The organism is Alienimonas sp. DA493 (assembly GCF_043951915.1).
Lineage (GTDB): Bacteria > Planctomycetota > Planctomycetia > Planctomycetales > Planctomycetaceae > Alienimonas.
In genome coordinates this window covers 1-8,966 of record NZ_JBINJD010000189.1, presented here as the reverse complement: position 1 = coordinate 8,966, position 8,966 = coordinate 1, and the positions used below count along the sequence as shown (strand labels likewise).

Annotated in this window: 6 protein-coding genes; 3 read left to right on the top strand and 3 right to left on the bottom strand. The window is 66.8% G+C overall.

Annotated features, from left to right (window positions below; all coding sequences use genetic code 11):
- Positions 1-392: response regulator transcription factor (locus ACG2DA_RS20070; protein WP_395258122.1), on the top strand; the 392-nt coding region annotated here is incomplete at its 5' end.
- Positions 393-771: 379 nt separating this feature from the next.
- On the opposite strand, the gene ACG2DA_RS20065 is transcribed toward ACG2DA_RS20070, so the two are convergent.
- A complete protein-coding gene (locus tag ACG2DA_RS20065; protein WP_395258120.1) occupies positions 772-3,237 on the bottom strand; it encodes an endo-1,4-beta-xylanase in 2,466 nt (821 codons plus the stop codon).
- Positions 3,238-3,999: 762 nt separating this feature from the next.
- Between ACG2DA_RS20065 and ACG2DA_RS20060 the strand changes: the two genes are divergently transcribed.
- Both ACG2DA_RS20060 and ACG2DA_RS20055 read left to right on the top strand, forming a co-directional pair.
- Positions 4,000-5,487 (top strand): hypothetical protein, encoded by a 1,488-nt coding sequence (locus tag ACG2DA_RS20060; protein WP_395258118.1) that lies wholly within the window; start codon positions 4,000-4,002, stop codon positions 5,485-5,487.
- 465 nt (positions 5,488-5,952) lie between these two features.
- A complete protein-coding gene (locus tag ACG2DA_RS20055; RefSeq protein ID WP_395258117.1) occupies positions 5,953-6,414 on the top strand; it encodes a hypothetical protein in 462 nt (153 codons plus the stop codon).
- A 463-nt stretch (positions 6,415-6,877) separates the two neighbouring features.
- On the opposite strand, the gene ACG2DA_RS20050 is transcribed toward ACG2DA_RS20055, so the two are convergent.
- Complete coding sequence (locus ACG2DA_RS20050) at positions 6,878-7,216, bottom strand: hypothetical protein (RefSeq protein ID WP_395258115.1); 339 nt, start codon at positions 7,214-7,216, stop codon at positions 6,878-6,880.
- Between the two features lie 1,027 nt (positions 7,217-8,243).
- A complete protein-coding gene (locus tag ACG2DA_RS20045) occupies positions 8,244-8,570 on the bottom strand; it encodes a hypothetical protein (RefSeq protein WP_395258114.1) in 327 nt (108 codons plus the stop codon).
- Positions 8,571-8,966 lie beyond the last annotated feature (396 nt).

Here is an 8,966-nt window from a genome sequence, read left to right as displayed (position 1 = left end):
TGGTCGTCGACGACCACGAGATGGTCCGCCGCGGCGTGGCGAGGACGTTAGCCTTCGACCCGAAGGTCGAGGTGGTCGGGGAGGCGCAGGACGGTCTCGAAGCAATCGAGGTCGTCCGCCGGCTGCGCCCCGCGGTGGCGCTCATGGACGTCAATATGCCCAAGCTCGACGGAATCGAGGCGACGCGTCGACTGACCGAAGCGATGCCCGCGTTGCGGATCATCGGCCTGTCGATGCACCAGGACCCGGAGGTCGAGTCCCGGATGCGGTCTGCGGGGGCCTGTGACTACGTGACGAAAGACGCCCCCTCCGAAACTCTCCGCGCCGCCGTTCATCAGTCCGTCGACGACTCAGCCCCGGACAGCGGCGAGGCGCCGGGGCCTCCGACGTAGCGCCGTCGCATCCCCTCGGCGGGACGTCGGAAGCAAACGCGCGACACGCGGCGAAATCTTGCCGAACGGAGAGCCCGAGACGTCGCCTCCCGGCGAGCTTCCGGCGCCCCCGTGCCGTTCGGCCGATACGGGGCGCTGCTCATACGGGGGGCTGCTCGAGGTGACGGCCTTCTGGAGGCTGCGACCACGAAAGCGTTGAGGAAACGGGACTTCGGCGGCGAGCAAGGCGAGGCGGGATCAGGCCTCGGCGGAGAATGCGAACGACGGATCCCGAGCCCGCCCGCACGAAGGGACTCCGGCTCGTCGGCTCAAATCGACCGCCGCCCTCCCGCCGACCGGCGCCCTCAGCTCCGGGCCATGAGTCAGCCGTGCGGCCGGGTCACTCCGCGTCCGCCGGAACGCCCGCGTCGTTCAGCACGCCGATCACCGCGTGGAACGCCGGCTTCGGCTGCCGGTCGCGGTCGAACAGCAGCGGGTGGTTGGTCCGCCGCCACGGGAAGTCGTTCAGCCAACTCTCGCCGTCGTGCGGGTTCCAGAAGGTGACCCGGGCGATCACGTCGTCGTACTCCAGGAACAGCCGGAACAGGGCCGCGTACTCCTCGGCGAGTTGCCCGGCCACCTCGTCGGGCAGGCCGTCCGGGTACGGGTCGTGGGCGCGGAGTTCGTCGCGGTACGCCCCGCCGTCGGCCCACCACCGGCCGCGGGTCACCACGTCGACGTCGAGTTCCGACACGACGACTTTGACGCCCAGCTCCCGCAACGCGTCGAAGGTCTCGCGGAGCTGGTCGATCGAGGCGTCGCCCAGTTCGAAGTGCCCCTGCATGCCGTAGGCGTCCACCGGCGCGCCCCGTTCCTTCAACGTGCGGAGCAGCTCCAGCAACTTCTCCCGCTTGCCGGGCTTGTGGCCGTTGTAGTCGTTGTAGATCAGCAGGGCGTCCGGGTCGGCCGCCCGGGCGGCCTTGAACGCGGCGACGAGAAAGTCGACCCCCGTCGTGCGGGAGTAGACGGAGTCCCGCAGCAGGCCCTCGTCCTCGCCCTCGGCCAGCGCCTCGTTGACCACGTCCCACATGGTGCATTGCTCGGCGTACCGGCCGGCGACGGTCGCGACGTGCTCCTCGATCCGCCGCAGGAGCGTTTCCCGGGTGACGGGGGAGCCGTCCGGCTCGGTCTTCATCCACTCGTCCGTGCGGTCGTCCTTGGCCCAGACGAGGCAGTGGCCGACGACCTCCAGGCCGTTCTCGGCGGCGAACGCCACGAACCGGTCGGTCGGGCCGAACCGGTACTCGTTTTCGGCGGGGTGGATGCCCTGGGGCTTCATGCAGTTCTCGGGCGTGACGATCTCAAAGTGGCGGACGATCAGGGCGGCGTTCGCCGGGTCGGCGATCGTCTCCACGCCGGCGGCGACCCCGATCTTGAACCGCCCGCCGACCGCCCCCTTGAGCGTCGGCGGCGGGTCCGACGGCTCGCGGCCGGGATCGTCGCCCGCCGTTGCGAAGTACCGCCCGGCGAAGGCGAGGAAGGCGGGCCAGTTCGGGCCGGTCGTGTGGCCGCCGGCGTGCTGCCGCCAGGCGAGGTCGCCGTCGGCGAGGGCGACGCCGACGGCGGGCATCGCGTCGGCCCCCAAACCGCGGCCGCCCAGCAGTTCGTAGACCGAGCCGGCGGCGACGGCCGCTTGAAAACTGCCCCGCTGATCGACCCACTGCCCTTCCGCCCCCGGCCCGGTCGCCGCCCCGTAGCTCAGAAACACCGGCCGCGGGGCGCACAGGGCGATGAGCTGGTGGGCGTCGACCGGCAGGTCGCCGGGGGTGAGCGGGCCGCCGTACTTCAGGAAGTTGCCGGCCATCCAGTGGGACTCGCCGGCGGAGGCGAGGTTCTCGACCCGCTCGCCGAAGTCCCGCCGCAGCAGGGCCGCCCCCCCTTTGCCGGACGACCCGACGAACGCCGCCGCGAACCGCTCGTCGTACGCCATCGCCACCAGCGCCGCCTTGCCGTACCGCGACAGCCCCTCGATCGCGACCCGGCCCCCGTCCACGTCCGGGTCGGCTTCAAGCCGGTCGAGCGCCCGGCTCGCCCCCCACGCCCAGGCCCGCAGCGCTCCCCAGTCGTCCGGGTCGCGGAGCCGCCCGCCGTTGGAGAGGCCGATCACGCCGCGCGTCAATCCGGCCCCGTCGTCCGCTTGAATACTGTTCGGCACGACCATCGCGAACGCCCAGCCGGCGTCCAACACCTGCCCGGCCCACGGCGGCGCCCCCCCGAACCGAGACCGCCGGTCGCCGGTCCGCGCCGGCGGCGGGTCGAACCCGCCGAACCCGAATTCCAGCACGCAGGGAACCGGCCCCGCCGCGTCGGCCGGCACGGCGAGATACAGCTCGATTCCCACCTCGATTCCGGGGCAGGCGGAGTTGTCCACGCGGCCGACGAGCGTTTTCGTGACGGCGTCGACGTCCCCGATCGTCCGCCGCTCCGTTTCGGTCACGTCCCATGTCACGGCCGGGGCGTCGTCCGGCACGCGGCCGTAGACCTCGCGGCTGAACAGTTCGAGCAGTTCCGGCCGCCGGACCGTCCGCCACCGCTCCGCGGTCGCGACCGGGTCGCCGGCCTCAGTGAGGAGGGGGTCCGGCAGGTCGGGGTAGGGGACGGCCTGCGCCTCGTCGTAGTTGGCGGCGTTGGGGGCGTCGCGGTTCCACCCGTCGGCCCCGGGGCGGAGGGCGTCGATCCCGAGCCGGTCCAGCATCAACCGGTGGGCCTCCGCGGCGCTCAACTCCACGGGCCGGCAGTCGCCGGCGCCGGCGGCCGGCGCCGGGACCGCGGCGGAGAGGGCGAGGCCGAGGAGCAGCGGCGTCATATCGGGCGTTTCGAATCGATGCGGCGGGCGAACTCGTCTTACCGCCGCGAACGGCGGGCGACAATCGATCCCGGTCGGGCCGCCCCCTTCGATCGGGCCCCGTCGGATGGGACGCAGACCGGCGCCCGCAAGGCGGCGCTCGCCGCCGCACCGAGGGCCAAGCCGAGCGGATCGGTGATGTCGATCGCCCTGCAGGGCGATCCCCGGCTCGATCGCGATCACGCCGACCGCGGCGCCCGCGGTTTTGCCAAGCGGACCTGCCGCGCGTCGTCAAATCGTGCGACGCCGGCCTCCCCCACGCCCGTCTCGATGGCAGTCAGGCGGACCGACCGACCCCGGCTGGGAGGGGCGACGGAGTCTCGGGAGCGGACCTTTCCGGCTCGCAAACGTGGTAGGACGACCACTTCCCCGGGCGGGCGAGGCCGCTCCGCCCCGGAGGTTGGAGACGCAACACGCGTCTTCATCACCGCTAACGACAAGTATCCCCGAGAGGATTCGAACCTCTGACCTTCGGCTCCGGAAACCGACGTCATGAGTCTTTCATGCTGAAAAAGTAGGGATTCGATTGTGCGGGTGAGACACCTGTGAGACACTTTTCTCCCGGAAGTGTCTCACGAAAAGTCTCACGCTCACCTCTCGGAACCGATGGCGAAGAACGGCGGGCCCGGCAAACCGAAAGGCCGGATGACCTGGCAAGCGAAGAAGGGGAAAGGCGGACGATGGGTCAAGCGTTACAAGGGACGACGATACCAATCCTCGGTCGTGCCCTCGAAAAGCGACCGGGAGGCCGAACGGGCGGCGTGGGAGGGTTTCCTGACTTGGCGGGCCGACATCGACGCCAAGGGGGACGAAGCTAAGCCCCACCGTGAAGACTACGAACACGCCACGGCCGTTCGACTGGAATTGTCCCGCTGGATCGCCGACGAACTGAACGCCCTCGAACGCACCGGGGAGGTGCCCGAATCGGAGGCCGACCCGGAACGGGGCAAGCCCGACCTCGAGGAATGGCGGAACTATCTGATCCGCTGGCGTGACCGGCTGGCGAAGCAATTGCAAAAATTGGAACGGGAGTTCGCTAAGGTGTCGCCTAAGCCGCTGGATCGGCCGGACACGGTGTTCTCGTGGCCGTTCGCCGGCTGCGAGGACGCCGAGGAAAGGGCTTGGCTGCGGAGGCTGGACACGTTGGCCGATTTCCGGCGGCACCGGCCCGAGACCGACGTGCCCGAGGACCGCACCGTCCGGGCCGCCGTCGGCCGCTACCTCGAACGGAAAGCGACCGAGGGGCACAAGCCGTCGACGTTGAAGCGGTCGTCGGAGCGGCTGTCCGAGGTGGTGACGTTCGCCGGCGGCGACGACGTGGAATGCATCAACGCCGTTTGGCTGGAACGTTACCGTTCGCACCTGCTGTCCGAGGTGGCGTCGACCGAAAGGAAGTTCTCCACTGACAACGCCAAAGCGACGTTGGACGTCTGTCGGACGTTCGTTCGGCACCTTTACGAGACAGAGCAACTGGATCGGCTGCCGAGGAACGTCGACAAAATTCACATCAAAGCGGCGAAAAAGAAGCCGGAGACCTATCCGCCCGAATTGTTGAAAGTTATGGCGGACGCCGCCCCCGACCGGCTGCGCTGCTGGCTGTTGCTGCTAGGAAATCTCGGTTGCCTTCCGGTCGACCTGTCGGACCTGAAACTCTCCGAGGTGGATGCGGAACTTGGGATCGTCACCAGGAAGCGAAGCAAAACCGAGGAAGCGACGAACGTGCCGGTCGTCTCCCACGTACTTTGGGATCAGACGTTAGAGACTTTGCGGGAGCAACTGGAAGATCGGCCGGAACCTCTCCCCGGATGCGAGGATCGGGCATTGCTGACTCGGACCGGGAGCCTGTTGAAGTACTACGCCGAGGGGAAGGGGAAGAACGAGCTGATCACGGTGGACAACGTTCGGAACGCCCTGAACCAATTGAAGCGGAAGATGGCGAGACGCAGCGTTAAAGTCCCAACTCGGGCCGATCGGTGGCGAAAAACCGGGGCGTCGCTGCTCAACTCGGAAGCGGGCTTCGCCGAACTTGTGCAGCTGTGGCTGGGGCACGCTCCCCAAACGGTCGCTGACAAACACTACGCCGCCGCACCGCTGACGAGACTGGCGGACGCCGTCGCTTGGCTGGGCGAACGGTACGGCTTCGACACCGATCCCGACCGGTTGACCGAGGCGAAGCGTCGGCTCGGGCAGATCGCATCTCCGGCCTCGTGATAACTGCATTTTGATCCAACGAACGAACCTCCAGTAGGAATTGAGTTGCAACGGCGGCGAGAACCTCTGAAGCGACCTCCTACTCGGGCCATGCGGGACTGTCACTGTCGCTTTAACTTCTGAAGGGCGAGCGGCGGCCGGCATACTCGGAGCCGGATCGTGTGCGTAGGCTCCCCCGAGGCGGGAATGGCCGGTCTCCGAACGGGATCCGGAGAAAAAGTTGAGCCGTTCCGGACGGAGCTCTCGCTACGCCGGATGACGGACCGCCGCTGTCCGTCCCTCGTACCTCCCACGCAGAAAGTTGGACATGGCCTACGGCAACGGCGTCGCTCAGTGCGCTCACTGCGGCTCGGTCGGCACCTACAAAATCACGATGGGACAGGGCGGACAGGTAATCACCTGCCGCTCCTGTCGCAAAACCTTTAACGCCGAAGTCCGCCGGGGCGAGTTCACTGGGCGGAGCCGATGACGTACGAACACGCCGCCGCCGGCAGCGGCGGGAGCGACCTGGGGGAGCCAAGCTTCTACGAGTGCTATCGCTGTCACGGCACCGGCGTGCTGCCGGGGCCCGAGCAGGAGGCGTGCCTCGCCTGCCGGGGGAGCGGGGCCGTCTCGGAGGAGCGGACGTTCCGCCTCTTCCGGCTGGAGGTACTCGTTCGTCGTGCGGCGGAGCGAGAGCTCGGGCTGGAGCCCGGCAGCCCGCCGCCGGGCGTCCCGGAGGGCGGGCCCTTCACGGTCCGCCGCCCGGACGAGGAGACAGAGCTGAAGATTTGGGGCGTCGCCGGGCGAATCGGCTCGGAGATCCGAAAGCTGCCCAGAGACGTTCTCGGAGTGCTTTGCGACCTGTGCGGCGTCCCGGCCCCGCACCGACATGCCAGGAGGCGGGGCCGCCGGGAGTCCCAGATCGAGCGGCCCCGGCGGGAATAGAGGCAGTTCCGCCTCCCCGACAATCAGACGTTTTTCGACCCTGTTAAGAGACACGAATCGCAAGCCGCAGCCTTAGACGGTCAGACAGGGCGATCGGGAGTACGGACTCGTCACGCCCGAAAGTCTCCGACGTCGGCCGAATCCCTTCGACCTTTTCGAGCGGCCGAAAATTCCGCCGTCGGGATTTCTGCAATATCGTATTCGCACCGACGCTCCGCCGGGCGGGGCGGCTCACGGGGGGCGAGGTTTCAAAAAATGTAACCGACGGAGTCGGGCTGCGGCCCCGGGCGGGGGATCCTGCCGCCACAGGTTTTGTCGAAAATTCCGGATTACAATATTTGCGACGGGCGTGGCGATCTAGAGAGAAGGCCGGGGGCTCGAGTCGAGCCCCCGGCCTTCTCAGCGTCACGTTCGCATCGCCCGACCGGACGACGGTCGAGCCTCGACCGCTCTCAGGTGATTTTTAAATTATGCGTTTGCCGGGGCGTCCGGCGGCGACTTGATCTGCGGTCCTTTTCAGACGGACGCCGATGATGTCGGGCAGAAACTTTCTCGACCAATCCTCGTCTTCGTTCATGACCTGCCGCTCGATGACCTCGCTCCCCTCCATGGCGTCCCCGAGTTTCACCCAGATCTCCTCCCACGATAAGCGGCAGACCGTCGCATGCGACACACGCTTCGGGTCGACGCCGGCCGACCGTAGGTGGTGACGGAAGAACGGGCCGCAGATGATAAAATCGGCGTCGTGGATCGCTCGTCGGATACGCAGTTCCTCGGCGTAGGTCAGATTGTCTTCGCTCATTTGTTCTTCTATGAAATGATGTTTGCGCCGGTTCGGCAATTCGAGCCGTTAAGGCGACGAGCCTGACGGCCGTGGCGATGCCGATCGGCGACGTGCATTATATGCATAGAACCGGCTGATGCTAGTTTTGCAGACTTATTTCCAGCGTCGTGGGTGAGCGTGCTGTCTGCGCCACGAGTCAGGTTGGATCGGGGTTCCGCTAGGAGCGACTGAAAGACTTTGGACGACGACCAGAATGTAGGGGCGACGGGGGACCGGGCCTGAAGGCTCTGCGTTGCGAGCGAGATGGGACGGCGACAGGTTTGTACCTGAAAGACGGCCGCCAGCGTTTTAATAGTTCGCTCGATTCTTTCCGCATCCGAAGCTGCGGACGGGGTGAAACTCCGGGCCTCGGGTTGCAAACGAGAGATTGACCCGGGAATTCGGTCTCAGTGGGGGGACTGGAGCGATCGTGAAGCTGCATCGCTCGTTACTCCGGTTTCTCGGCGATTGGACCCTGGCCCACAATCCTGAGTAGAATCACTTCGCCCCAAGAGTCTCTCTGCACCGTTCAATCCGCTGGCCCGAGGGAAAGACGCCGGCGGCGATCATGGCGAACCGGCCTTATCTTGAAAGTCGTGGATCGGGACCGCCTGCGAGGCTTGCCGTTACGGACTACATGACGGTAAGGCGTCGGCCGCCGGGCCGGGGGCAGGGAGCGGATCCGCCTGGAATTCGCCGGAAACGTCGCAAAGCTTTACGGGCGACGAAAAATGGCCGGAGCCTCGCATCGAGGCTCCGGCCACTACCGTAAGTAAAACGAGTCATACGGCCAGCCGAACGCACGGCGTCCCGACTGTGCGGGACGTTCCGCCCACATCGATCAGCCGCACCTATCAGTTCCAGCAAGGCCGGCACCGACGTCTCGCCGCCGGGCCACCGGCTAGCCGTAGAGGCCGCCGGTCCTCAGCGTAGTGAAAAGTCTGTCGTCAGCCGCTCGATCCCGCAGGCATGGTCTCAGCGGGCCGACGACCCGCTCTTTGTCGTTTTACCCCTCTCCCCTCGCCACCACGCCACGAGCGGACTCGCCGTTTCGGAGAAACGAGCAGAACGTCGGCTTCTCCGCCGTGTCGTCCCACACCGCCATGACGCAGAGCCGAACGCCGTCGGGCGGCGTGACGGCGGACACGACGTCCGACGCTTCGCCGAACGTGTCGTACCGTCGTGGCAGTTCCTTCGCCAGGTCCATATAAAACTTTTGTTTTCGATCTGGACCGACTGCGGCGACGGCGTAGTAGGTCGCCGGCGGGACTTCCGGCGGATCGAAGGGGTTACGTGTCTCGAACTCAAGTCGAGGAGAGTCAATGCAAGTCATTGCTGTGCTTTCGTGTAATCTGGGGTGTCTGGAGGGTAAGACCGACGGCCGTGCCGGCGGCACTCGCTTCCCCCCGAAACACCTAGGTATTGTAATGGTAAATGTTGCGGACGATAGAGGGCCGTGCTGGTTTTTAGTCGACTGCTAGGACTGGCGGAGGAGGCGAAACTAAGTTGCGACGCAAAAGGCCGGGCGGTGCCGCCGTCGGCACCGGATCCGACTGAGGAGATCGACGCCCCGACGCTCATCCTCCCTGGAGGGAGCAGGAGATGCGGTCTCAATGAACTGCACGCAGATCGGGCACGGCTTCACGGCTTCACGGCTTCACGGCTTCACGGCTTCACGGCTTCACGGCTTCACGGCTTCACGGCTTCACGGCTTCACGGCTTCACGGCT

Bases quoted from the DNA above. Each gene is read 5' to 3' on its own strand.
- ACG2DA_RS20045 (WP_395258114.1), bottom strand. From the start codon at position 8,570: ATGACTTGCATTGACTCTCCTCGACTTGAGTTCGAGACACGTAACCCC.
- ACG2DA_RS20055 (WP_395258117.1), top strand. From the start codon at position 5,953: ATGACGTACGAACACGCCGCCGCCGGCAGCGGCGGGAGCGACCTGGGG.
- ACG2DA_RS20065 (WP_395258120.1), bottom strand. From the start codon at position 3,237: ATGACGCCGCTGCTCCTCGGCCTCGCCCTCTCCGCCGCGGTCCCGGCG.
- ACG2DA_RS20050 (WP_395258115.1), bottom strand. From the start codon at position 7,216: ATGAGCGAAGACAATCTGACCTACGCCGAGGAACTGCGTATCCGACGA.